This is a genomic window from Pseudomonas sp. NCCP-436, from assembly GCF_019656335.1.
Classification (GTDB): domain Bacteria; phylum Pseudomonadota; class Gammaproteobacteria; order Pseudomonadales; family Pseudomonadaceae; genus Aquipseudomonas.
The window spans coordinates 249,705-273,848 of record NZ_BPLZ01000001.1 but is presented as its reverse complement, the minus strand read 5'-3'; the positions used below and the strand labels follow the sequence as shown (position 1 = coordinate 273,848).

The following is a 24,144-nucleotide window of genomic DNA, read 5'->3' as shown; positions in this document are numbered from 1 at the left end:
CGGCGGGATGAGTTGCAGAGCCTCAGCGCGGCTCGCTCATCAGCCCCCGCACGACGGAAATACAGCCCAACAGCAGCACGACGGCGAATGGCAAGCCGGTGGACACGGCCATCGCCTGCAACGCCACTAGGCCGCCGCCGAGCAGCAGGGCGATGGCGATCACCCCCTCGATGCTGGCCCAGAATATCCGCTGTACCACAGGCGCATTGACCTTGCCGCCTGCAGTGATGGTATCGATCACCAGTGAGCCGGAATCCGACGAGGTGATGAAGAACAACACCACCAGCAGGATGGTGACGAACGAGGTGATTCCGCTCAGAGGATATTCACCGAGCAGTGCAAACAGCTTCAGCTCCAGCGCCGCGTCTACCACTCCACCGAGTCCTGCACCGATCTGGGCGAAGGCACTACCACCAAATGTGGTCATCCACAGCACCGAGACCAGCGATGGCACCAGCAACACGGCGATAAGGAATTCGCGCACGCTGCGGCCGCGGCTGATGCGGGCGATGAACATGCCAACGAATGGCGACCAACTGATCCACCAGGCCCAGTAAAAGGCGGTCCAGCCCTGAGTGAAGTTGACGTCCTCACGCCCGACCGGATTGGACAGCGCCGGCAGATAACTCAGATAGGCGCCCAGGTTGTCGAAGAAACCCAGGGCAATGGCCAGGGTTGGCCCGGCGATGACCACGAACGCCAGCAGTACGAAGGCCAGGAAGATGTTGATTTCCGACAAGCGGCGCACGCCCTTGTCCAGCCCGGACACTACCGAACCCAGCGCCACCAGGGTAATGGCGATGATCAGCAGGACCTTGCTGGCATTGTTGGCCTCGATGCCGAACAAATGCTCGATGCCACCGGCCGCCTGCTCTGCACCGATACCCAAAGAGGTAACCAGACCAAACAGCGTAGCGAACACGGCGAGGATATCGATCACGTGACCTGGCCAGCCCCATACCCGCTCGCCAAGGATCGGATAGAAGATCGAGCGGATCGCCAGCGGCAGGCCCTTGTTGAAGGAAAAGATTGCCAGCGCCAGGGCCACGATGGCGTAGATCGCCCAGGGATGCAGGCCCCAGTGAAAGATGGTGGCGGCCATCGCCAGACGCTGCGCCTCAACAGCATTTCCGGCGGCTCCGCCGAGTGGTGCCCAGTCGGTACGCACACCGTTCTCCATCGTCACACCGCCCAGTGCAGCGCTGAAGTGCGACACCGGCTCGGCCACGCCGTAGAACATCAGGCCAATGCCCATGCCGGCAGCGAACAGCATGGAGAACCAGGTCAGGTAGGAGAAGTCAGGCGTCGCCTCGCGGCCGCCGATGCGCACTCGCCCCAACGGCGAGATGATCAGGCCCAAACACAGCAATACGAAGATATTGCCGGCACCAAGGAAGAACCAGGCCATGTGATGAGTCAGCCAGTCCCTGAGTGCGGTGAACAACGGCTCCACTTCAGTCTGCAGGGCAAGAGTGAGAATGACAAAGATTACCGCGACCAGTGCGGAGATGGTGAAGACCTTGCCGTGAATGTCCAGGGAGAATACGAACTGACCGCGGATGTTGTCCTGGCCGATGACATAGTCGGTGTCGATCAGGTTTGCTGCTCCGGACGGAGCCGGGATGCCGTCTGCTGTGTCCACTGTGGATGGCGGGGTCGTTTCAGGCGAAGGAATGTTTCCCATACGTGGCGTACTCCTTGATGCGTTTGACTCGCTAGACGAGCGTGAACAGGACTGGATGCCCTCCTCGAATTAAAGACGACCCGAACTTGAGTCGAACGAAAGAGGGTAACACATGAATTTATTTCACGTAGAAGGAATTAGCGCTGAAAATTACAAATAATGGCCAGGTGACAGCCCCTGCCATTACATTCCTTGGCGTGGCACGATGGCCGCACAACAGCGGCGTTTACGGCCTGCCCGGCACCCGCTGCCCGGTTCAAAGGACAATCCCGCATGCCCGTCGACTTTGGCATTCCGCACCTGTTTGGCTACCTGATTGCCACCATTCACGCTTTCGGCATGCTCGCCGCGATTCATGCCGTGCTTACCGTGCGCACCGCCCAGGGCGCGCTGGCCTGGGCGCTGTCGCTGTTCTTCATGCCCTACCTCACGCTGCTGCCCTATCTGATCTTCGGCCGCAGCCGCTTTGATGCCTATGTGCGAGCGCGGCGCGAGGCGGACAAGGCCATGCACCTGGCCATGGCTGCTCAGGACTGGCGACCCTGGGTCGAAGAGGCCAAGGCCGCCAGTCTGTCACCTGCCTACGAACGCCTGCGGGCGCTGCCGCGGCTATCCCACCTGCCTGGGCTGACCGGCAACCGCGCGCGGCTGCTGATCAATGGCGAGGCCACCTTTGCCGCTATGTTCGAGGCGCTGGCCAGCGCTCGTCGGGTGATCCTGCTGCAGTTCTTTATCATCCGCGATGACGAACTCGGCCGCCGCCTGCACCAACTGCTACTGGAGCGTGCGGCGGCCGGTGTGAAAGTGCATGTGCTTTACGATGGCGTGGGTAGCCACGCACTGCCGCGTACCTATATCGACAGCCTGCGCCAGGGAGGCGTAAAGATACACGCCTTCCCCACCCGTGCAGGAGTGTTAAACCGTTTTCAACTGAATTTCCGCAACCACCGCAAGATCGTTGTGGTCGACGGTGAAGTCGGCTTTCTCGGCGGGCTCAACGTCGGTATCGAATACCTCGGACAGAAACCACCACTGGCCCCCTGGCGCGACACCCATGTGGAAGTGCGCGGGCCAGTAGTGGCCAGCCTGCAAGAAGCCTTCGCCGAAGACTGGTACTGGGCCTGCCGGCAGTTGCCGCCCATGCTGATGCCAAGCAAGCAGGACGAGCCCGGCCTGCTCTGCCAGATAATCGCCAGCGGCCCGGCGGATCCGCAGGAAACCTGCTCACTGATGTTTGTCGAGGCGATCCACGCCGCCCGCGAACGTGTCTGGCTGAGCAGCCCCTACTTCGTCCCCGATGAGGCGCTGTTCGCTGCCCTGCGCCTGGCGGTAATGCGTGGAGTAGATGTGCGCCTGCTGCTGCCGGCGCGCCCGGATCACCACGTGGTCTACGCCGCCTCCAGCCTGTATGCCTTCGAGGCGCTACGCGCCGGTGTACGGGTGTTTCGCTACCAGCCCGGCTTCCTGCACCAAAAGGCGCTGCTGATCGACCATGACGCCTGCGTGCTGGGAAGCGCCAACCTGGACAACCGCTCGTTTCGGCTGAATTTCGAGGTGAGCCTGCTGACCTTCGACCCGGGCTTCAATGCCGAGGTCGCAGCCATGCTGGAAGAGGATTTCAGCCAGGCTCGCGAGCTAGTCAACGAGGATCGACGAAACCTTCGCCGCCTGCAGCAGTTGGGCATGCGCGTGGCGCGGCTGATCTCCCCGGTTCTCTGAGACTCAGCTGCGCACCGGCAAAGCCTGGCCGTCGCGCTGACGCTGCTCGCTCAGCTGGCGTGAGCGGCGCTTCTTCGCCCAAATCACCACGCCCGTGACCGACAAGCCAGCCACCACCAGCCCCAGCAGCGACACCAGAATGCGTCCGGGCAAGCCGATGATGCGTCCAGAATGCAGCGGGAACTGTGCCTGCAGGAAGATATCACCGGCGCTACCACTGCCCGGTACATGCGCTCCGGCCAGCTCGCCGCTACGGCTGTCGACATAGATCCACGGATTGCCCAGCCCGGCATCGCCGTGATCCTCACCCAGCGCATAGAAACCGACGCCATACACGCCAAACTCGGCGGAGTGGAACAGCCCTCCGGCGGGTGACTCCCAACCCAGTCTCTGTGCCTCGGCCGAAGCGATGGCAATCACCTTGTGCCGGTCGATCTGCGGCACGATCTGCTGGTCGAGGGTAACTGGCGTACGGCTGGCAAACGGGCTCGGTGTCAGCGGCGAAAACACTTCCACCAGCGGTCGGACGACCTGGCGTTCCAGGTTCATCGATACCGAGGTGACGGCGAGAATCAGCAGCAGCAACCAGAGCCAGACGCCGCCTGAGCGGTGCAGGTCGAAGTTGAGCTTGTAGCCTCCCTGACGCCAGCGGAAGGCGAAGGACTTGCGCCAACTACGACGATTGGGGAACGACAACCACAGCGCCACCAGGCAGTCGATGCACCAGACCATGGCGACGATACCGAAGAACAGCACACCCAGCTCAATGCCGAAGCCGTCCGGGATATGCAGGCTGTAGTGCAGCTTGTAGAGAAACGGCAGGAGGTTTTCCCGACTCAGAGAAATCGCTCCCCACTCGCGCTGGCCCTGGATCTCGCCGCTTACCGGGTCGATTCCCAATTGGTTGAAGCCCAACTCGTAGGCCTTGCCGGTGCGCTCGTCAATACGCGGATCGACGAAAACGTTCAGTGCATGCCCAGGCTCAAGAGCCAACGGCATGAAGCTAATTTGCAGGCGCGGGTCACGTGCTTCCAGCGCATCGGCCAACTGCAGCGGATCCTGCACAAGCCCTTCGCTGCGAGCGTCGAACAGGTGCGGGTTAAGCCACTCGTCCAGCTCATGATCCCAGGAGATTACCGCCCCGGTCAGGCCGGCGACGAACAGGAACAAGGCGATGAACAGGCCGCACCAGCGGTGCAGCAATACCAAGATCTGGCGCATGGTATGTCCTAGTACTTCCAGCTCAGGGTCATGCTGGCGTTACGCGGCGCACCGTAGAAGCCCTGCTCCCAGTAGAGGCTGGAGATGTATTTCTCGTTGGTCAGGTTGTTCAGGTTGGCCGACACGCTCCAGTTCGGGTCGATGTCGTAACTGGCCATCAGACCAAGCAGGGCATAGTCATCCTGCTCGATCCGGGCACGACTGCCATCAGCCAGAGTGACAGCACGGTAGATGTCGTCCTGCCAGCTGAGATTCGCACCAACCTTCAGTTGCGGCAGTTGCGGCACGCGGTAGACGGTGGAAGCCCGCAACATGTGCTTGGGTGCATAGGTACGGCCATGGCTATGATCGGCATTCTGGATGTCGACATAGGTATAGCCGCCCATGATCTGCAGCCCCGGCAACAGCTCGCCGGACACCTCCAGTTCATAACCTTCGCTCAGATAATCAGCCCCGGCGTAGATCTGCTTGCCACTGCCGCTATCAAAACCAATGGATTCGGCCAGGTTCGACTGCTTGGTGCGAAACATTGCTGCCGAGACATTGAGCCGCCCATCCAGCAACTCTCCCTTGACGCCGATCTCGTAATTCTCCCCTTCGACCGGATCAAGGCGACGCAGGTCGGCACCCTCCTCCTTCTGCGGATTGAAGATCTCGCTGTAGCTGGCATAGAGCGACAACTGCTCGTTCAGGTCGTAGACCAGCCCGGCATAAGGCAGAACCGCATCATCCTTGCGCTGACGATCCTGTCCGTACGAGAGACCCTCGCTCTCCAGCTCCACCACCCGGGCACCGGCAATCAGCGTAAGCGCATCGGTGAGGCTCAGACGCGCAGCCGAATAGAAGCTTTTCTGCTTGTCCTCGTAGCCTCCGCCGCCACTGCGATCCCACGTGTCCGGTTTGGGAAAGTCACCATCGAAAATGATGTCCGAGGGCAATGCCAGGGAGTTGCCCGGGATATACCGTGATCGCTCATCCACCTCAGAGCGATACCAGTTGGTACCGAACACCAGCTCATGTTCACGCCCGGCCAGGTTGAGCGCACCTCCCAGCGACAGATCGGCTATCCACTGGTGTGTATCGCCGGTGTACGTTGAAGGGTAACCAAACAGCCCCTCTCCGGTGGCGGCATCCGGCGTACCGAATACATAGAACAGTGCTGAGTCGCTCTCTCTCTTAACACGGGTCAAACTGCCCTTTACCTGCCAGCCATTGGCCAAGGTGTGGGTCAACTCAGAGAAAATGCGCTGCTCCTGATTATCCCACCAGGACCAGTCGGCAGCAGTGCTGGTGGAACGCGACAGACGTGTCGGCCTGCCCGCCGAATCGAACAGCGGTAGAGCTCCCCACAGCGGGCTGTTGGCGGCCGTCTTGTCCAGGGTATAGCCGACGGAGAGCAGCGTATCGTCACGCAGGTCGGCCTCCACCACGCCATAGAATACGTGCTTTTCCCGTGAGTAGCGGTCGAGATAGGAGTTCTTGGCGTCGTGGGCATACACCGCGCGCCCGCGGATGTTGCCGCTATCGGTCAGCGCGCCTGATACATCGGCCTCGATGCGGCGCTTGTCCCAGGAGCCTGCGCTCATGTCCACGCGCGCCTGCGGCGCCATGGTGGGACGCTTGCGTACGAAGTTGACGGTCGCCGACGGATTGCCCGTGCCGCTCATCAGGCCGTTGGCGCCGCGCAACACCTCCACCCGCTCGAACGGCGCGAGATCCACAGCCCCCTCCTGGCCGCCGGAAGAAAACGGAATGCCAACGCCGTCGAACTGAAAGTTGGTGATGTCAAAACCGCGGGCGGTGAAATAGGTTCGATCGGTTTCGATCTCCTCGACGGTGATACCTGGGGTGAACTTGAGTACGTCGTTGATGCCGTTGAGTTGGAAGTCGTCGATCTGCGCCCGGCCGATAGCCGAAATCACCTGCGGTGTCTGCCGCGGCGTCAGGTCAAGCCGGGTCGCTGCACTGCTTGATGGTGCGCGATAGCTGTCGGTGTTGACTGCTTCAGGGCTGGCGGTAACGGTCTGGGCATCGAGCTCCAGCTGCCGTGCTTCCTCTGCCATGGCCTGACCGAGGCCGCAGGCCGAGGCAATCGCCAGGACCAGTCGGGTTTTTCTGCTGAACAAGGGGGCTCCTGTTGCACTTTCGATAGCTGCAGAAAGTCCATTTGCAGCCAACTGTCTCATTGACGGCGCCGCAAATAATGCAAACGATAACAATTATCGATAAGATTCTCGCAACAGACGCCCATCTCAGTCAATACAATTGACTTACATTTACCAGCTAATCTCAATTGGCTCTTGGTGATCCGCAATCCTCGCCAAGCCAAAGTGCCCGACTTTCCATGCTACTGGACTGTCCGTTGTAGATACCCTGGATCCGGGAGGTGAACTCCCTGTCACTGACGAAGCGCGTCTCTCCTTCACCACTGGCTTGCGGACAGGTAAAGCGAAACCGCCACAGCATCGCGCTGCGTTCGAGAATTTCGCTGCTGCAGCCGGACTCCGAATCGTGCAATGGCAGCTTCTCCTCGCGGATCTGCTCTTCGGTAAGGCATATCCGTACACCACCCGCATCCAGCCAGATGCCCTGTTCAGCCAGCACTTCCTCCATCTTCCGGCGCTGCTCGGGTGGCAGGTTCTGCATCTGTCCCAGAAGAACCTGTATGGCGGGTATGGGCTTATCACCGACCCTAACCTGATGCTGACTGACTTCCCATAATCCTGGCCGGATATCCACAGCCCAGGTTGGCACTGACGACAGGCAGCAGGTCAGCGGGATAACCAGATGAAGAGCTAAGCGCATAACGAACCTCCTGAACGAATGCCTCCTGAAGCCTAGCAGGCAGCGCACGAACAAAACCCCCAGCAGCTCTCACCGCATGGGGGTTTCCTCCTCCCTCACCTGAGAGGGAATTATCCGGAGACAGCCGAGCCAGGCCCGCAGCTCCAGAACTCCAGCATCGGCTGGCTCGCTTGTGGCGGGCCGAGCCAGTCGCTCAAGGGGCGACAGTGCTGGTCAATACAGAGTTGATAGTCCCCGGCCTCGGGCGTACGCCCGAGACGCAAAGGCTGCAAAGGCGGTAGCTGACGCTGGTAGTGCCAGCTGCCATTGCGCAGTTCGGCGCCGTCCGGGACTTCCATCCCGGCGCCGGAACCCTTGATCCGTGCCTCGCCGAGAAGCAAACCCTCGGCGCTGACTCGGTAATCCTCTTCCCAGCGGATTTTCTCGATTGTGTGATCCCAGGCCAGGGTGAAGGCCGGCACAGGCAGTTCTGCCCAGACCACACCGGCCAAACCCAGACATAGACCGATCACGCAGCCGCCAGTTGCGCCCGACGGCGCGCACGCCAGATGTGCTGAGCCAGCAGCACGGCACCCACAACAAAGCCGATTTCATCGCTGATCGGCATCGCCAGCACCAGCGCGAAACCCGCACCGACGGCGACCAGACGCTCGATCCAGGACAGCGGCAAGCGGTAGTAGCCCACCACGGCGATGCCCCACAGAACGATGGCGAACATGGTCTTGATCACCATGTAGACGGTCGCCCCCCAGTCATCGCCCTGCATCATCAACGCCGGGTCATAGACCGCCATGAACGGCACGATGAAGCCGGCAATGGCCACCTTGACCGCTACCAGGCTGATCTTCAGGCCGTTCTCCTTGGCGATCGGTGCTGCAGCGAAGCAGGCCAGCGCCACCGGCGGCGTCAGGTCCGCCATCAGGCCGAAGTAGAAGACGAACATGTGCGAGACGATCAGCGGCACACCCAGTTCCAGCAGCGCAGGTGCGGCGATGGAGCTGGTGATGATGTAGTTGGGGATGGTCGGAATGCCCATGCCCAGCACCAGGCAGGTGAGCATGGTCAGCACCAGCGACAGCAGCAGGTTGTCCTGGCCGATGGCGAGGATGTAGCCCGCGAACGTCGAGGCGATGCCGGTCAGCGACACGATACCGATGATCACCCCGACCAATGCACAGGCGATGCCCACCGGAACGGCGTGACGGGCGCCCTCGACCATCGCGTGCACGCAGGCACGCAGGGTCTCGCGACCGCCCTTGACGAACCAGCAACCGGCGACCAGCGCGGCGATGACGCCGAAGATCACCGCGATACCCATCTGGAAGAAACCGGCGCAAAGTACGCCCAGCGCGACCCAGAAGGCCATGCGCAGCCAGAACGAGTTGAAACGCAGGATGATCGCCGAACCGAGGATGACGATGGCGGTCAGGGCCAGGCCCACGGTGCCGGAGAACATCGGCGTGTAGCCGGAGAACAGCAGGTACACCAGCACGCCCAGCGGAATAAGCAGGAACCAGCGTTCCTTGACCGCAGCCCAGGCGCTCGGGCACTCGTCCTTCGGCAGGCCCTTGAGGTTGTTCTTCACCGCTTCCAGATGAACCATCCAGAAGATTGAGCCGAAGTACAGGCACGCCGGAATCAGCGCGGCCTTGGCCACCTCGACGAACGGCACGTTGATGGTCTCGGCCATGATGAAGGCCACGGCGCCCATTACCGGCGGCATAAGCTGGCTGCCCATGCTGGCGGTAGCCTCAATGCCCGCGGCGAAGGCCGGCTTGTAACCGAAGCGCTTCATCAGCGGGATGGTGAACTGACCGGTAGTGACCACGTTGGCCACGCCGGAACCGGTGATGGTGCCCATCAGCAGCGAGGACACCACCGAAACCTTGGCCGGGCCACCGGTACGGTGGCCGAACATGCCCATGGCGAAGTCGGTGAACAGCTTGATCATCCCGGCCTGCTCGAGGAAGGCGCCGAACAGGATGAACAGGAAGATGTAGGTGGCCGAAACGTAGGTCGGCGTACCGTAGAAGCCTTCGGTGCCGAACGACAGCTGGTTAACGATCTGGTCCAGCCCGTAGCCCCGGTGGGCCAGGTCGCCCGGCAGGTACTGTCCGAACATGCCATAGAGCAGGAAGGTGCCACAGACGATCGGCAGGGCAATGCCCATGACCCGGCGCGCCGCCTCGAACACCAGCACCATCAGGGTCAGACCGATGATCATGTCGGTGGTGGTGAGGTCACCAGAGCGCTGGATCAGGTCTGCCTCGAAGTACCACTGGTAACCGAAAGTGGCCATGCCGGCCAAACCCAGAACCCAGGCCACAGGCTGGAACGGACGCTTGTTGCCGATCGCCGGATAGCAGAGAAACACCAGCAGCAACAGAAAGCCGATGTGACCGGCACGCAATACCTGGCTGGATACGGGGTGAAAGGCGGCTGTAACGATCTGATAGACGGAGAAGGCCAATGCCACATAGAACAGTGTCTTCGGCCATTGGCTGGGGCTGGCATGCAGCCCTTCTTGTTCGCTCATGATGCAAGCTCTCTGGGGCTAAAGGTGGCACTCCCTGGACTCAGGGAGAGGGGCTGGGCGCTTACCCGGCGACCGGATTGAGGCATGCTGCCGGCCACCGGGCAGATCCGGGGTTTACTGGATCAGGCCTTTTTCCCTGTAGAAGCGCTCGGCGCCCGGGTGCAGCGGGATCGGCAGGTTGCTGGTGGCAGTTTCCAGCTTGATGTCGGCGGCAGCGGAATGCGCGTTGGCCAGACGACCGAGGTTGTCGAACATCAGCTTGGCCATCTGGTAGACCACTTCCTCGGATACTCCTTCATGGGTAACCAGGATGTTGGTAATGGCCACGGTGGGCACGTCCTCGTCCTGACCGTCATAGGTGCCGGCCGGAATCACGCCGGCCTGATAGGCCTTGCTGTCGATCTTGGCAACGACCTCCTGCGGTACAGCTACGAAATTCAGCGGCACCATGGACGCAAGGTCACGGATGGCTGCCATACCCAAACCGGAGGATTGCAGAGTGGCGTCGATCTGACGATTCTTGATCAGCTCTACAGACTCGGCATAGGGCATGTACTCGACGCGAGCGAAGTCGTCATAGCTGATGCCGGCAGCCTTGAAGATGGCGCGGGCATTAAGCTCGGTGCCCGAACGCGGTGCACCCACGGAAATCCGCTTGCCCTTGAGGTCTTCAAGAGTCTTGATGCCCGATTCCTTGCTGGCAACGATCTGGATGTAGTTCGGGTAGGTACCGGCCAGGGCGCGGATCTTTTTCAGCGGTGCCTTGAAGCCGGCATCCTCGACGCCGTTCCAGGCGTCCTCCACCGAGTCACCCAGGGCAAACGCCAGTTCACCACGGCCGGACTGCAACAGGTTGAGGTTTTCCACCGACGCTTTGGTCGCCTGCACAGAGGTACGAGCTCCGTCGATCTGCCCATAGAGCTGCGACAGGGCCACACCGATGGGGTAATAGACCCCGCTGGTGCCACCGGTGAGCACGTTGATGAAGGTAGGAGCGGCAAACGCCGCAGTACTGGCAGTGAACACCGCAGCAGCGGCGAACAAGCTGATTTTCCTGGTCAGTCGCATGGAGGTTTCTCCGTTTTTCTTATTGATTGGCGGCAAGCAATCAACCCGGCTCAGAGAGACACGGACGGCGACATGCGAGTCGCCCAAAAGACTTGATGCGGCCCGGTCAAACCGGACGCAGGTGCAACTGATAGCCTTTTGTGATTGTTGTAGGCCGTCAGCCGTTGGAAGGCTGTACAGCTGACAATCCCTTAAGCAGGCACCATGCCAAAGAGTCAAAATATTGATTTAAAAGGAAAAACCAGATTTTCAGAGCACCCTATAAGCGAGACACCGCCTATCCGCCCCGAATCGATCGGCAAAAATCCGCCTATTGTTGGCAGAATCCCTGCGCCTATTCGGCGCCTCCCGGCAGATAGTCGGTACGACTCAGGCCGTGGCGCTGCATCTTCTCGTTGAGCGTACGCCTTGGCAGCTGCAGTTGTTCCATCACCGCAGCGATATTGCCCCGGCACTGCTGCAGCGCCTGGCGCAGGCACTGCGCCTCGAAGCGTTCCATCTGCTGCGCCAGCGACTGAACGGCCGCAGGCTCCTCCACGGCTGCAGCCGACAACCCCAGCGCATGCCGCTCGGCAGCATTGGCCAGTTCTCGCACGTTGCCCGGCCAGTCGTGGCTCAGCAGCTGGGCCAACTGTCCGGGGGCCAGGGGCGGCACTTCACGCTCATGGCGGCGCGCAGCCTCACTGGCGAAGTGCTCGAACAGCAACGGAATGTCCTCGCGACGCTCTCGCAGAGGCGGGATTTGCAGGGTGGCGACGTTGAGCCGATAGAGCAGATCCTCACGAAAACGCCCGGCCTGCACCTCTTCCCGCAGATCCGGCTTGGCCGCACTGATCACCCGCAGATCCACCTTGATGCTCTTGTTCGATCCAAGCCGCTCCAGGGTCTTTTCCTGCAGCACCCGTAGCAGCTTGACCTGCTGCGCCAGTGGCATGCTTTCCACCTCGTCGAGGAACAGGGTGCCGCCATCGGCATGTTCCATGCGCCCGATGCGCCGGGCCTGGGCACCGGTGAAGGCACCGCTCTCGTGGCCGAACAACTCGCTCTCAAAGATGGTTTCGGGAATGGCGGCGCAGTTCAGTGCAACAAAGGGCTTTTCAGTACGCGGGCTGAACTCGTGCAGGCTGCGAGCCACCAGTTCCTTGCCACTGCCGGTCTCGCCGCGAATCAGCACGTTAACCGAGGTGCCGGCCAGTTCGAGAATCTGTCGCCGCAGGTTTTCCATCGCCCGCGACATACCGATCAACTGACTCTCGATGCGCCCCTTGTCCGCCACCTGGCGGCGCAGCTGGCGGTTCTCGCAGACCAGCCGGCGCTTGTCCAAGGCCCGGCGTACGCTGTCGAGCAGACGCTCGGGCGCGAAGGGCTTCTCGATGAAGTCGTAGGCCCCCTGACGAAGGGCCTGTACCGCCATCGGCACATCACCATGACCGGTAATCAGGATCACCGGCAGATCCGCATCGAGCTGCATCAGCCGGTCGAGCAACTGCAGTCCGTCACTACCGGGCATGCGCACATCACTGATAACGATGCCGGGATAGTCATGATCGACCAACGCCATGGCCGCATCGGCACTGCCGCAGGTTCGCACCGCCAGGCCGGACAGCTCCAGCCACTGCTGGATGGCCTCGCGGATCGCTGCTTCGTCATCGACCACTATCACCTGATCGCTCATGGCACCTCCCTTTTCGATCGCGGCAGTTTATCCCGGATGAAGAGCCGGCGAACCCTGCTCCACGCACCATCCATCCGTGCCGTCAGGAAACCGCCGGCAGCTCCAGAATGAACACCGCGCCGCACGTTCCGTTGGCGGCGCTCAAGGTGCCGCCCAGCTCGCGAACGATGCCGTAGGACACCGCCAGGCCCAGTCCGAGCCCCTGACCTACCGGCTTGGTGGTGAAGAACGGCTCGAACACATGCTGCAGTGCCTCCTCGTCGATACCGCCGCCACTGTCCTCGACAGTCAGCCTGCAGCGTTCCCCCTGACGCTGGATAAGCACATCAACGATCCGCCACTCGCTGTCCTGCATGGCATCCAGAGCGTTGTTCAGCAGATTCAGCAGCACCTGTTCGAGGCGAATGGCATCGCCCTGCACCCAGGCATCGCTGACGGCACGGACGTTCAACTCCACCTGCTCGACGCGGATGCGTGGCGCCAGCAACTGCAACGCCTGCCCCAGTACCTCGTCCAGCCGCAACCGCTCGCCGAGGCCGGCAGGGCTCTTGCGGGCAAAGGTCTTGAGATGGCTGGTCAACGCTGCCATCCGCTGTAGCAAGCCCTCCATACGTTGCAGGCCCTCACGCATGGCTTGTGGGCGACCGCTTTCCAGCAACAGGCGCTGGCTGCCCAGCTGCATCTGCAGAGCCGTCAACGGCTGGTTGATCTCATGCGCCATGGCGGCCGACATTTGCCCCAGGGCAGCCATTCGAGCCGCATGCACCAGCTCTTCCTGAGCCTGACGCAACTCGGCGGTACGCATTTCCACCTCGCGCTCCAGACGCTCGCGAATACCGGCCTGCAGGCGCTGGTTCTTGCGCCGCTGAGCAAGAAACAGCAGCAGGAAGGCCAGTGCCAGCCAGACTCCGGCCGCAGCCAGTGCATAGCTGCGGCGGGCGGTCGTCAGTGAGGTCGGTTCGCTGAGCAGGTACAGCGTCCATTCTTCCTGCGGCAGATCGAGTCGCTGCCAGAGATATTCGCGGTTACCCTCGGGCCCATCCAGACGCATCCAGGCGGTGTCCTCGTCGATCTGCCGCAACAGGCGTCCGGGCAACGGCTGCAGCGCCTGTTCAGCGTAACGGCGCACCTCCACCAGCTCGGCACGGGCCTGCTCGTCCAGCGACTGCAGCGCACGAAAGCGCCAGGCCGGGCGGTTGCTGAGAATTGCAACATGGTGGCTATCGGTCACCAGCAGTACGCCCGGCTGCTCGACCCACTGACGCTGCAGCTCCTCAAGTTCCAGCTTGACCACCAGAACCCCCAGCAGCGTTCCATCCTCCTCACGCACCGCATGCGACAGGAAGTAGCCGGGAACCCCTGTCGTCACGCCCACCGCAAAATAACGCGCGCCCCCCTCACGCAGGGCATTCTGGAAATAGGGACGGAAGGCATAGTTGTTACCGACAAAACTGCTCCAGTCCCGCCAGTTGCTCGCTGCCAGGGTTTCACCCTCGGTGTCGAGCAAATACAGCACGGTGGATCCGGCGGCCTTGTTCAACTGCTCCAGGCGCAGGTTAAGCGCCATGCGCAGGTGGCGATCCTGCGGCGCCCGCAGTAGGCTGCGGATATCGCTGTCGAGCGAAAGCACCGCCGGCACAGAATTGAAACGCTCGATCAGCGTTCGAATCGACTGCGCATACAACTGCAGCTGGCCGCGCGCCTCGGCGCTGCGCTCGATCCAGGCGCGCTGCTCGGCATAGCGCCCGGCCAGCCATGCGCAGAGCAGCAGACCGAGCAAAATCGGCAGGATGATGGCCAGCAGGCGCTGGCGACGTTGCGGCAGTCGGAACATGACCAACCCATCGGCGAGGAAGGCCGCATGTTAACCCAGCATACGACGTCGATGCCGCCAGCTCAGCGATAGAGATCGGCACGCGTCCAGGGCAGCTCGTGACTACCGTCCGCCAGCGGCTTCACCGCCAGGATCTGATGCAAATTCATCCAACCGCGCCGGAAGCCGTAGGCGCAGCCGGCCAGATACAGTCGCCAGATGCGCAGGGACTTCTCCGGCACCCACTGCGCGGCCTGTGCCAGTTGCCTTTCCAGGGCCTGGCTCCAAAGCTGCAGAGTACGCGCGTAATGCAGACGCAGGCTCTCGACATCGACGACCTCCAGCCCAGCCTCACTGACGGCAGCAATGATGGTGGACAGGTGTGGCAGCTCGCCCTGAGGGAACACATAGCGGTCGATGAACTCTCCAGCACCTCGGCCTACCGCCCGCCCATCAGTGAAGCGCGAGGTGATACCGTGGTTCATCACCAGTCCGCCTGGTCTAACCGCCGCGAACAGACGCTGGCTGTACAGGGCCAGATTGGCATGACCGACATGCTCGAACATGCCGACGCTGACCACCTTGTCGAAACGACCGTCCTGCGGCAGGTCGCGGTAGTCGAGCAACTCCAGCGTCACCCGCTCCTGAAGGTCCTCCTCGACGACCCGCTGCTGCGCCAGTTCCAGTTGCGCGCGGCTGAGGGTGATGCCATGAACTTCGACGCCAAACTCGCGCGCGGCAAAACGCGCCAGCCCGCCCCAGCCACAGCCGACATCCAGCAAACGCTCCCCCGGCTGCAAGCGCAGCTTGCGACACAGATGGCGTAGCTTAGCCTGCTGGGCCTGATCGATATCTTCCCGACCACTTTCGAAATAGCCGCAGGAATAGACCATGTCGCGATCCAGCCACAGGCGGTAGAAATCGTTGGACAGATCGTAGTGATAGCTGATGGCTTCTGCGTCGCTGTGCTTGTCATGGCGACCATAGGCAACTGTAGTGGACGCATCCTCGTCCAGCAGTGCCGCGCTCAGCGCATCACCAACCTCGATGGCCTGGTCAATCGGCCCCTCCAGATCCAGCCGGCCCTCGACATAGGCTGCGCCCAGTGCATCCAGGCTGGGTCGCATCAGTTGCTGCACCAGGCCGGGATCCTTCAGCACCAGCGTTACCCGGGGCCTGGGCCCCAGGTCGATCTGCTTGCCGTCCCAAAGCTGCAGGCGCAGCGGCAGTTGGAGTTCCCTTAGAGCAGTGGGCAGTTGCGTGAGCATGGTCGTCCCTCCTGGCCTGTGGATAAACAGCGAGCCTCGTTCAAAAGACCGGTACTTTCTCTGGTCGGTTCAGCGAAGCCGACGACTGCCCGCCACCTGCACAAATCTTCTAGTGCCAAGCACCGGACGCGTTATCCTCGAAGACCGGATACGGAGGCACATAACAGACGATGAAGAAGCAGTCGTGGGTCGATCTCAGGCAGGATGTCGATACCGGCATTGAGGTCATCCGTGCCCATTTCGTCGGCCATGCCTACGACCCGCACTGGCACGACAGCTACCTGATCGGCTTCACCGAGCAGGGCGTGCAGCAGTTTCACTGCCGTCGCACCCTGGTCAGCAGCGTGGCCGGGCAGACCTTCTTCCTCGAACCTGGCGACATCCACGACGGACACGCCCCGACTCCGGGCGGCTTCACCTACTCCACCCTGTACCTGCATCCGAACTGGCTGCAGCAGGCGCTTGCAGCGCTGTTCGAACAGGCCCCGAGCGACTGCCTGCCGGGCGTACCGCGCACTCAGCCGGAAGATCCGCAGTTGCTGCCCTATATTGCCCATGCCCTGCATGCGCTACGCGATGGCGAACCACGCATGGTGCGCGATGCAGCACTGGACGCGCTGCTCGAACGCATCTCGCGCAACCTCAGCTGGCGCCAGCGCACCGCCTGCAGCGCACAGATTCCGGCAGTGGCGTTGCGCGCCCGCGAATACCTGCACGCCCACTATCAGGAAAACATCGGCCTGGAGGCGCTGGCACGGGTTTGCGAGGTCGACCGCTTTCATCTCAGCCGTGCCTTCAAAGCAGCCTTCGGCATCGCTCCTCATGGCTACCTGATCCAGCTGCGCCTGGCCCAGGCACGTCGCCTTCTGGCCCTGGGCGCGGCCCCGGCAGATGTCGCCAGCGACCTGGGCTTTGCCGACCAGAGCCACCTCGGCCGCTGGTTCCGCCGTGCCAACGGCTTCACCCCGGGCACCTACCGCAACCTGCGCACAAAGCTTCAAGACCGCTGAAAACCTGCCCATGACAATTGCTGCCCGGCATCTTCACGGATGCCAGCAGCAATGTTCTGCCAACGCCTGCGGAGCGAGTCATGAGCCAGTGGCTGCCCTTTATCCTGTTCGTCCTGGCCGCCTCGGTCACGCCTGGGCCGACCAACCTGCTGATCCTCGGCAGCGCTGCCCGCTTCGGCCTGCCCCTGGCCCTGGCCATTGCCCTGGGCGCCAGCGTCGCCGCCAGCACCATGCTGCTGGTCGTAGGGCTCGGCCTGGGAGGACTACTGCTGCGCAGCCCTCTGCTGCAACTGGCCATGACCTGGGTCGGAGTGGCCTGGATCAGCTTTATGGCCTGGCGTCTGATGCAGCACCATCCTGCCACCCTGCAGACCGCCTCCGTGGACAGACGTCAGGGCCTGCTGCAGGGCGCCGGACTGCAACTGGTCAATCCCAAGACCTGGCTGATGAGCCTGTCGGTAAGCGCCATTTTCCTCGACGGCGCCAACACGCTGGCCAGCGTCGGCCAGTACGCGCTGCTGTTTCTGCTGCTATCGACGCCCTGTCTGATGCTCTGGGGGCTGCTCGGCGCCGGCAGTGCGCACCTGCTGGGCAAGCCATCGAGAGCGCTGCTGTTCAATCGTCTGATGGCGCTATTGCTGCTGGCCTCGGCATGGCTGCCGGCGCTGCTGGCAGGCAAGTTCAGCAACTAGTTCTGGCGGCGATACGCCCCGGGGCTGAGGCCGAAACGCTGGCGAAACAGCTTGCCCAGGTGACTGGCATCGGCAACGCCGATCTCGTCGGCAATCTGCGCCAGGCTGTGGCTGGAATTGCGCAGTCGCCAGCAGACATGCTGCAGGCGCAGCTCGTTCCAGTAGGCACGGGCACTCATGCCCAGCCGCGCCCGGAACAGACGGTCGAGCTGACGACGACTGAGGCCGACACGGCCGGCCAGTTGCTCGATACCGTCGGTACTGGCCAGACCACGACGCATCAGTGCGACAGCGCGATCCACATGACGCTCGCCACTCGACGCCACCTGCAGCGAGCGCAACGCATGCTGGCTGCTGCGCGTTTCGTCCACCAGCATGTCGGCCAGGCCCTTTAGCGCTCGCGACCGGCCGCTGTCGCGGGCCAGCAGTTCTACCGCCAGGTCAATTGCCGCAGCGCCGCCAGCACAGGAAATTCGCGCGCCATCGAGACAGTACAGTCGACCGCGCGCCAGTCGCAGCTGCGGGAAGCTGGAGCGAAATTCCGCCTCATGACGCCAGTGCACCGCCACCTGGTGGCCTTCAAGCAGACCGCACGCGGCCAGCAGAAAGCTGGCGTTATCGATCGCCACCAGCTTCAGTCCGGCACGTACGGCGCGACGCAGCAGCGGCCGGTATGCCGGCGCCAGCGCCGCTGTGGCCTGAGCATTGCGTCCACCGAACAGCACCAGATAGTCGAAGATCTCCAGCGCCTCGGGCACCGCTTCGACCTGTAGCGCAGCGCCACTGCTGGCCTGCACCTGCCCCGCCTGCAACCCGGAGATGCACCAGGTGCAGTAACGCTGGCGACTGTAATCCTCGTCGTCGGCACTGAAACGCAGAGTGTCGAGGAAGCCACCAAACGGCAGCAGGGCGAACTCCGGCAAAGGCAGCAGGAGAAATCGCAGGATCGGGGTCTGGTACATTGATGACGTCCGAAATCTACCACTGGATGACCAGAATCTACCTCAATTGGTATCACAGCGCTGACTAGACTGGCCGCCACCCCGCACAGGAGAGCCGCATGGCCTTAGATCTCTGGTTTGTCTACTTCCTTGCCACCCTCGGCCTGGCCCTGACGCCCGGCCCCAACAGCCTGCTGGCCCTGACCCATGGCGGCCTTTACGGCGCCCGCCTGGCGCTGGCTACCATCCTCGGCGGCGTGCTGGGCTTCAGCCTGTTGATCGCCCTGGCCATGTTCGGCCTCAGTGCGTTACTGAAAACCGCTCCCGCCGCACTGCTGGCACTGAAATGGCTGGGAGGCGCGTACCTGATATGGCTGGGAGTTCAGCTCTGGCGCTCGCCGCCGATGAGCCTGATGCTGGTCGACAGCGGCGTGCGCCCACGCGCGACAGGCCTGTTTCGCCAGGGACTGCTGTCAGCTCTGGCGAACCCCAAAGTAATACTCTTCTACGGCGCCTTCCTGCCGCAGTTCGTCGATGCGCAGCGCGGCCTGGCCGTGCAGTTTGTGGTAATGGCCGCCACCTTTGCGGCAGTGGAGTTCCTTGTCGAGCTGCTGCTGGCACTACTGGCGTTCCGTGTGCGGCCCTGGCTGGAGCGTGGCGGACGCGCCTTCAACCGCTGCTGCGGCATACTGTTCATGCTTATTGGCGTCGCTCTGCCGCTGGCTCGCTGAACAATCAGCTCCACGTGGAACGGGGCAGTTACCCACAGGCAATGCTGCAACCACTGAGAAAAAACCGTCCATAAGGCTGAAAATCCCGCCAAGCGGTCTCCCCAGCAATCTATTCACAGCTTTGCCCGGAAGTTATCCCATCTTTCTGTGGAAAAGGCCCGCATGTCTGCTCAAATTCTGCACGAATCGCCGGAGCGCCCGTGAGCAGAAGGACACAGACAACATTGGACAGGATATCCACAGGCTGATCCACGGCGACTGTGGGCAAGGCCGCAGGTTGGGTGCGGAACGAAAAGTACCTGCTCCCGGTAATGCGGCGTGCAGAACCTAGAGCCGGACTTCCGTACGCTTGATGCCGAGACTGCGCAGCTCGCTGATCAGCCTGTCCAGACTGGCGAATGTCTCCACCTGGTCGTTCTCGTCTACCAGCAGGAAACTGCGGCCGGCGTTCTTTTTAAAGAACACGATCCACTCGCAGGTATTGGCTGGATTGACCAGTATCTGGGTGTCGAATAACACACCCTCGGCGAGTCTGCGTTTCACGTCCGCACGCTTCATCCTCTCTCCCGTTTCAGCATGACGCCAGTGATGAAAATCCGGTCGGGCCGGATCATGAAATAGGCGCAACAGTGTAAAGGATGGCAGCGCTGACGATGCACTCGCCGCCTTGCGCGGGCTTAATTCGCTGCATCCAGACACTCCAGCAGGCAGTCCAGGGCTGGCTGGCGCTGCGCCCGGCGCAACAGCGCTACCAGCTCGCGATGGAAAGTCAGCTCGCCCAGTTCGATCACCCGCAACTGCGCCGGCCGCTGCAGCCACAGCCCGGCGCGCGGTACCAGGGACACGCCCATGCCGTTTTCCACCAGCCGCACGATGGCCTCCAGTTCGTCCAGCTCCAGAGCCTCACGAACGTTCAGGCGCTGCTCACGCAAGAAACGACTGACCTGGCGACCGCCGAACGAGGTGCGGTCGTAGCGGACGAAGGGTTGCTCAGAGAGCAATTGCAACGGATCGTCGCCAACCACATCCAGCGGCGCAATAAGCACAAAGGGTTCGCACGCCAGCTCTACCTCCAGCAACTCCTTGGGCAGCGGGAAGGGCGGCCGAATCAGCAGGGCAAGATCAAGCTCGCCGGCATCCAGCTGGCTGAACAACTGCAACGACACACCAGGTACCAGCTTCAAGTCCACCTGTGGTGCCAATTGCCGGAAGCGTGGTAGCGCCTCGGCCAACCGGCCAGTCTGCAAGGTGGCAATGGCGCCGACCCGCAACTCGCCGCAAAACTGTCCGGCACTCTGCGGCAGAGCCATTTGTGCATACAGAGCAAGCATCTGCTCAGCCAGCGGCAAGGCGTGCCGACCGGCCGCATTGAGCACCGCAGCACGTCCGCTACGATCGAACAGGCGCACACCAAGGTGCTGCTCTAGCACGCGTATCTGCGCACTGACCGCGGACTGGGTCAGCCCAATCTGCTGCCCGGCTGCCGCGAAAGTGCCAAGCCGGGCGACGGTCACGAAGGTTTTCAGCTCGCGCAGCACTGCCACCTCTATTGATCAAATATTTTTGAGCTTGCCAGCAAGGATATTCGCTTTTCAGCAAAACTTTCGTTGATAGGCTGGTGCAAAACCACAGAGGAATAATGCAATGTCCCTTGCCCCCTTTCACCTGGCGATTCCCGTCCACGATCTGGCCGCCGCGCGCCATTTCTACGGTGAAGTATTTGGCTGCGCCGAAGGCCGCAGCAGCGATCACTGGGTGGACTTCGAGTTTTTCGGCCATCAGCTGGTTATCCACCAGGCGCCAAAGATGCCCCACCAGGAGGCCGCGCACAGCAATCCGGTCGATGGTCACGATGTACCGGTGCCGCATTTTGGTGTGGTGCTGAGCTGGCAAGACTGGGAGGCGCTGGCCGAACGCCTGCGTCGTTACGGCACCCGTTTCGTCATCGAGCCCTATGTACGCTTCAAGGGTCAGGTCGGTGAGCAGGCCACCCTGTTTCTTCTCGACCCCTGTGGCAATGCCCTGGAGTTCAAGGCCTTTCGTGACATCGGCCAGCTATTTGCAAAGTAACCGGATCGCGCGGCCTATGCCAGGCTGATGCGTCGGCGCAGCAGCTCGGCAAAGACCTCGGACTCGACCGGCCGGCTGATCAGATAGCCCTGAACCTCGTCGCAGTCCTGGTCTCTGAGGAAATCCATCTGTACCAAGGTCTCGACACCCTCGGCGACCACTTTCAGATCCAGGCTGCGCGCCATGGCGATAATCGCGCGGGTGATGGCTGCATCCTCGCCGCCTGCCGACAGATCACGGATAAAGGTCTTGTCGATCTTTACGAAGTCCACCGGCAAGAGCTTGAGGTAGCCGAGCGAAGAATAACCGGTACCGAAGTCATCGATGGCCAGCTTGACGCCCAGGTTGCGCAGCTGGCGGAAAGTCGTGGTGACACTTTCGACGTTATCCAGCAGTTGGCTCTCGGTCAGTTCCAGCTCCAGCCGCTGCGGTTCCAGGCCGGTTTCCTCCAGCACCTGACGCACCAGACTGGCAAGGTTACCCTGGCGGAGCTGCTGCACCGACAGGTTGACCGATACGCGGATACCGGCCAGCCCCTGGCGTTGCCACTCGCAGGCCTGGCGACAGGCCTGGCGCAGGACGAACTCGCCGATTGGTACAATCAATCCGGTTTCCTCGGCCAAACCGATGAACTCGCCCGGGGCCACCAGCCCCTGCTCCGGATGGCGCCAGCGCACCAGCGCCTCGGCGGCGCTGATAGTGTCGTCGCGCAAATCCAGTTTGGGCTGATAGAACACTTCCAGTTGTCCCTCACTGATCGCCTTGCGCAGGCGGTTTTCCAGCTGCAGACGCTCCAGAGTGCAGGCCTGCAGGTTCTCGGTGAAGAACTGGAAAGTATTGCCACCCAGATGCTTGGCGTGCTGCACCGCCATGTTGGCCTGACTGATCAGTGCACCGGTCTCGCGTGCATAGTCGGGCAGCAAGCTGATACCCAGCGAGGCACTGATCACCAATTCGTGACCCGCCACGGTCATCGGCACCCGCAGCTTGGCCAGCAGCCGGCTGGCTACCCGCGCCAGACTGGAGACGCTGCCATAGGCATCGAAGATGATGGCGAACTCGTCACCCGACAGCCGAGCAATGCAGTCGGCCTCCGGCACGGTCTGAGTCAGCCTGCGGCTCACCTGCCGCAGCAGTTGATCCGCTACTTCGTGACCAAGACTGTCATTGAGCAGCTTGAATCGATCCAGATCCACCTGCACCAGGGCAATACTGCGGCCACTGTGGCGGGCGCGCAGGCTGGCGTCGTGCAACCGCTCACGGAACAGGGTGCGGTTGGCCAGCCCCGTCAGCTCGTCGTAATGCGACAGGTAACGCAACCGTTCCTCGGCCTCGCGCCGCGCACTCAGGTCGGCGAAGAAGCCGACGATATGGCTGGGCCTCCCGGCCTCGTCACGCACCAGATTCAGCTGCAGCCACTGCGGGTAGAGCTCACCGTTCTTGCGCGTCTCGATCAGTTCGCCCTGCCAGCTGCCGCTGCGCTCCAGTTCCTGGCGGATGATCTGGTACTGCTGGCGCATTTCCCGACTGCCCATCATCCGGGTGGCCGGCTGCCCCAATACCTCCTCGCGACTGTAGCCGGTGACCGCGCTGAAGGCGCGGTTGACATCCAGCAGGCGGTAGTCCGGGTCAAGGATGCAAATGCCTTCGCTGGCCGCCTCGAACACCGTCGCCGCCAGCCGCTGCTGCTCCTGCTGCTGGCGCCGGGCGCTAACGTCGCGGCGAGTACCGAGCATGCGCAGTACCCGGCCATCAGCGTTACGCTCCACCGCCCGGCCGCGATCCTCGACCCACACCCAATGACCATTGGCATGCCGCACGCGGTACTCGACCTGGTAGTCCTCGCTGCGTCCCTTCATGTGCGCCACCAGAGCACGGCGCAGCGTCGGCAGGTCATCCGGGTGCAACCGCGGAGTGAGGTCGCGCAGCATTACCTGCACCTGCTCGGACGACAGACCGAACAGTTCATGCAGGTGTGAGTGATAGACCTGATCGCTCTGCAGGTCCCAGTCCCACAGCCCCAGCTCACTGGCCTCCAGGGCCAGACTCAGGCGGGCCTGGCTCTTGCTCAGCGCACAGGTGGCCTCGTCCAGTTCCCGGGTACGCTCGGCAACGCGCATCTCCAACTGGTCATGGGCACTGCGCAACTCGCGCTCGGCTAGACGCCGCTGCTCCACCTCATGAGCCAGTTCGGTATTGAGGCTTTCGGCCTGCTCCGTGGCCAGCTGCAGATGTGCAATCAGAGCCTGGTTCTGGAAGCGCCGGATAAGGCTGCGCTGCACCAGATGATTGACCTGCCAGGCCACCAGCAACAACGCGACAAAGATAATCAGTCCGAGCAACCCCCAACCGCGCAGCAGGCCACTCTCGCTAAACAGCAGGACGGCGGTCGACGGCAGCAGACAGGGCAGGGCAAAGGCAAGAAAGGCGGGCAGACTGACGGCGTAGGCAACGCTGGCCGAAAGGATCGCCGCAGCAATCAGACCGTAAATCAGCGCCTGCTGATAAAACACGTCAGCCGGCAGCAGTGCGATCACGGCAAAAGCCAGAGTGAGTCCGGAAACGCCGGCCCCCACCAGGAACATGCGGCGCCAATATGGACGGGCCTGGCCGGCCGGCGAAGCCTCGGCAAAGGCTTTCACCTGTGTCAGGCGCAGCAACACCAGCAACCCGACCCAGGCGCTCCAGCCAGTCAGCAGCACCAGATCCTGCTGGCTCCACAGCAACACCCCGCCAACGATACCGACCAGCAACATCAGCAGGGTCGGCAACCGCGAGCCCTGATACAGCAAACGCGTTCGCTCAGCGGCGATATCCCTGGAAAACTGGCGCTCCACCTGCTGCGGGTCCAGCGTCACCTCATGTACTACGGCGCTAGGTGTGGCGGTCATAGACGGTTTCTTCGATGGCT

19 protein-coding genes are annotated in these 24,144 nt (G+C 62.2%); 5 read left to right on the top strand and 14 right to left on the bottom strand.

The features are described from left to right. Nucleotides 1-22 precede the first annotated feature (22 nt). Complete coding sequence (locus NCCP436_RS01280; protein WP_220801979.1) at nucleotides 23-1,684, bottom strand: BCCT family transporter; 1,662 nt, start codon at nucleotides 1,682-1,684, stop codon at nucleotides 23-25. A 273-nt stretch (nucleotides 1,685-1,957) separates the two neighbouring features. Here NCCP436_RS01280 and cls point away from each other — a divergent pair, with 273 nt between their 5' ends. Further along, nucleotides 1,958-3,403 carry a cardiolipin synthase gene (gene cls, locus NCCP436_RS01275; RefSeq protein ID WP_220801978.1) on the top strand — a complete coding sequence of 482 codons (1,446 nt, stop codon included), beginning with the start codon at nucleotides 1,958-1,960 and terminating at the stop codon, nucleotides 3,401-3,403. 3 nt (nucleotides 3,404-3,406) lie between these two features. Here the strand turns inward: cls and NCCP436_RS01270 are convergent, their stop codons facing one another. From NCCP436_RS01270 to cfaB, 9 genes are all read right to left on the bottom strand, one after another. Continuing rightward, complete coding sequence (locus NCCP436_RS01270) at nucleotides 3,407-4,624, bottom strand: PepSY domain-containing protein (RefSeq protein ID WP_220801977.1); 1,218 nt, start codon at nucleotides 4,622-4,624, stop codon at nucleotides 3,407-3,409. Between the two features lie 8 nt (nucleotides 4,625-4,632). Then, entirely contained in the window at nucleotides 4,633-6,750 is a 2,118-nt protein-coding gene (locus tag NCCP436_RS01265; protein ID WP_220801976.1) for a TonB-dependent siderophore receptor, read from the bottom strand. A gap of 163 nt (nucleotides 6,751-6,913) precedes the next feature. Continuing rightward, entirely contained in the window at nucleotides 6,914-7,429 is a 516-nt protein-coding gene (locus NCCP436_RS01260; RefSeq protein WP_220801975.1) for a DUF3617 domain-containing protein, read from the bottom strand. Between the two features lie 110 nt (nucleotides 7,430-7,539). After that, nucleotides 7,540-7,941, bottom strand: coding sequence for a DUF1850 domain-containing protein (locus NCCP436_RS01255; RefSeq protein WP_220801974.1), 402 nt, complete (start codon nucleotides 7,939-7,941; stop codon nucleotides 7,540-7,542). Further along, nucleotides 7,938-9,968 carry a TRAP transporter permease gene (locus NCCP436_RS01250; protein WP_375709460.1) on the bottom strand — a complete coding sequence of 677 codons (2,031 nt, stop codon included), beginning with the start codon at nucleotides 9,966-9,968 and terminating at the stop codon, nucleotides 7,938-7,940. The genes NCCP436_RS01255 and NCCP436_RS01250 overlap by 4 nt, the downstream gene beginning before the upstream one ends. A gap of 111 nt (nucleotides 9,969-10,079) precedes the next feature. Beyond that, nucleotides 10,080-11,033 (bottom strand): TAXI family TRAP transporter solute-binding subunit, encoded by a 954-nt coding sequence (locus NCCP436_RS01245; protein WP_220801972.1) that lies wholly within the window; start codon nucleotides 11,031-11,033, stop codon nucleotides 10,080-10,082. Between the two features lie 334 nt (nucleotides 11,034-11,367). Next, complete coding sequence (locus tag NCCP436_RS01240) at nucleotides 11,368-12,708, bottom strand: sigma-54 dependent transcriptional regulator (RefSeq protein WP_220801971.1); 1,341 nt, start codon at nucleotides 12,706-12,708, stop codon at nucleotides 11,368-11,370. 82 nt (nucleotides 12,709-12,790) lie between these two features. Continuing rightward, nucleotides 12,791-14,542, bottom strand: a complete 1,752-nt coding sequence (locus NCCP436_RS01235) for an ATP-binding protein (protein WP_220801970.1) — start codon at nucleotides 14,540-14,542, stop codon at nucleotides 12,791-12,793. Nucleotides 14,543-14,604: 62 nt separating this feature from the next. Beyond that, entirely contained in the window at nucleotides 14,605-15,789 is a 1,185-nt protein-coding gene (gene cfaB / locus NCCP436_RS01230; protein WP_220801969.1) for a C17 cyclopropane fatty acid synthase CfaB, read from the bottom strand. Nucleotides 15,790-15,959: 170 nt separating this feature from the next. Here cfaB and NCCP436_RS01225 point away from each other — a divergent pair, with 170 nt between their 5' ends. Beyond that, nucleotides 15,960-16,799, top strand: coding sequence for an AraC family transcriptional regulator (locus NCCP436_RS01225; RefSeq protein ID WP_220801968.1), 840 nt, complete (start codon nucleotides 15,960-15,962; stop codon nucleotides 16,797-16,799). Between the two features lie 80 nt (nucleotides 16,800-16,879). Next, nucleotides 16,880-17,491: a LysE family translocator gene (locus tag NCCP436_RS01220; RefSeq protein ID WP_220801967.1), complete on the top strand. Its 612-nt coding sequence runs from the start codon at nucleotides 16,880-16,882 to the stop codon at nucleotides 17,489-17,491. Here NCCP436_RS01220 and NCCP436_RS01215 read toward each other — a convergent pair. Beyond that, nucleotides 17,488-18,453, bottom strand: a complete 966-nt coding sequence (locus NCCP436_RS01215) for a GlxA family transcriptional regulator (protein WP_220801966.1) — start codon at nucleotides 18,451-18,453, stop codon at nucleotides 17,488-17,490. The two genes, NCCP436_RS01220 and NCCP436_RS01215, sit on opposite strands and share 4 nt — an antisense overlap. Before the next feature lie 98 nt (nucleotides 18,454-18,551). Between NCCP436_RS01215 and NCCP436_RS01210 the strand changes: the two genes are divergently transcribed. Next, entirely contained in the window at nucleotides 18,552-19,163 is a 612-nt protein-coding gene (locus NCCP436_RS01210; RefSeq protein WP_220801965.1) for a LysE family translocator, read from the top strand. A gap of 327 nt (nucleotides 19,164-19,490) precedes the next feature. Here NCCP436_RS01210 and NCCP436_RS01205 read toward each other — a convergent pair whose 3' ends face one another. Together NCCP436_RS01205 and NCCP436_RS01200 are read right to left on the bottom strand one after the other, a co-directional pair. Then, nucleotides 19,491-19,721: a hypothetical protein gene (locus NCCP436_RS01205; RefSeq protein WP_220801964.1), complete on the bottom strand. Its 231-nt coding sequence runs from the start codon at nucleotides 19,719-19,721 to the stop codon at nucleotides 19,491-19,493. A gap of 119 nt (nucleotides 19,722-19,840) precedes the next feature. Continuing rightward, nucleotides 19,841-20,701: a LysR family transcriptional regulator gene (locus NCCP436_RS01200; RefSeq protein ID WP_220801963.1), complete on the bottom strand. Its 861-nt coding sequence runs from the start codon at nucleotides 20,699-20,701 to the stop codon at nucleotides 19,841-19,843. 106 nt (nucleotides 20,702-20,807) lie between these two features. Between NCCP436_RS01200 and NCCP436_RS01195 the strand changes: the two genes are divergently transcribed. Further along, entirely contained in the window at nucleotides 20,808-21,233 is a 426-nt protein-coding gene (locus NCCP436_RS01195; protein ID WP_220801962.1) for a VOC family protein, read from the top strand. A gap of 14 nt (nucleotides 21,234-21,247) precedes the next feature. Here NCCP436_RS01195 and NCCP436_RS01190 read toward each other — a convergent pair whose 3' ends face one another. After that, the gene (locus NCCP436_RS01190) at nucleotides 21,248-24,124 is read right to left on the bottom strand and encodes a bifunctional diguanylate cyclase/phosphodiesterase (protein ID WP_220801961.1); all 2,877 of its coding nucleotides are present in this window, start codon (nucleotides 24,122-24,124) and stop codon (nucleotides 21,248-21,250) included. Nucleotides 24,125-24,144: the final 20 nt, after the last annotated feature.